This window comes from Rhodococcus sp. 14C212, from assembly GCF_011058195.1.
Taxonomy (GTDB): Bacteria; Actinomycetota; Actinomycetes; order Mycobacteriales; family Mycobacteriaceae; genus Rhodococcus; species Rhodococcus aetherivorans.
The window spans coordinates 1-1,207 of sequence record NZ_JAALEH010000212.1; the positions used below are offsets into that span (position 1 = coordinate 1).

At 72.1% G+C, this 1,207-nt stretch carries 1 protein-coding gene; it reads left to right on the forward strand.

Translation table 11 applies throughout. From position 1 onward, the window contains the following. Positions 1-1,119: zinc metallochaperone AztD (aztD, locus tag G6038_RS30730; RefSeq protein WP_165042691.1), on the forward strand; the 1,119-nt coding region annotated here is incomplete at its 5' end. Positions 1,120-1,207: the final 88 nt, after the last annotated feature.

Below are 1,207 nucleotides of genomic sequence, written 5' to 3' on the forward strand. Positions count from 1 at the left end.
GCCCCCGCCACGACCACCCCCGCCGAGGTCGCCGCCGCCGAGCCCCGGCTCGCCGTCACCTACGACGGCGGCGTTCTCGTCCTCGACGCGAACGACCTCGACGTCGTCGCCGACCTGCCGCTCGACGGATTCAACCGCCTCAATGCCGCCGGCGACGGCCGGCACGTGTTCGTCTCCACCGCCGGAGGCTTCCGCGTCCTCGACACCGGCAGCTGGTCCGAACCCCACGGCGACCACGCGCACCACTACGCGGGCAGCGCGGCACTCACCGACGTCGAGTTCGCCGCCACCAAGCCCGGTCACGTCGTCCGGCACGCGGGCAGGACCGTGCTCTTCGACGACGGCACCGGCCGCATCGACATCCTCGACCCCGCGGACCTCGCCGACGGCACGCCGCGGACCGACACCTACACCACTGCGCAGGCACACCACGGCGTCGCGGTCGCGCTCGCCGACGGCAGCCTGATCGTCACCCTCGGCGACAGCGAGTCCCGCAACGGCATCGCCGTGCTCGACGCCGAGCGCCGGGAGATCACCCGCAACGAGCAGTGCCCCGGCGTGCACGGCGAGGCCGTCGCCGCCGACGAGACCGTCGTGCTGGGCTGCGAGGACGGCCTGCTCGTCTACCGCGACGGCACGATCACGAAGGTGAGCGCCCCCGACCCGTACGGCCGGATCGGCAACCAGGCCGGATCCGAGGAGTCCGACATCGTGCTCGGTGACTACAAGAGCGATCCGGACGCGGAACTCGAACGACCACAGCGTGTCTCGCTCACCGATACCCGCACGGGCGAGCTGCGGCTCGTCGACCTCGGCACCAGCTACACGTTCCGCTCGCTCGGGCGCGGACCCCACGGCGAGGCACTCGTCCTGGGCACCGACGGGGCGCTGCACGTGATCGACCAGAACAGCGGAACGGCGGTCCGGCGCATCGACGTCCTCGCCCCGTGGACCGAGCCCGACGAGTGGCAGTCGCCGCGCCCGGCGCTGTACGTGCAGGGCCGCACCGCCTACGTCACCGACCCGGCGAGCAACGCGCTGCACGCGGTCGATCTCGACTCCGCCCGGGTGCGGACCGCGTCCCTGCCGCAGACCCCCAACGAGATCACCGGCACCTAGCCTCTCGTGGCCGAATGTCACACCGGTTCGATGTCATCGAACCGGTGTGACATTCGGCCGGGGTGGTCAGGAGGGGTCAGGGTGGTCG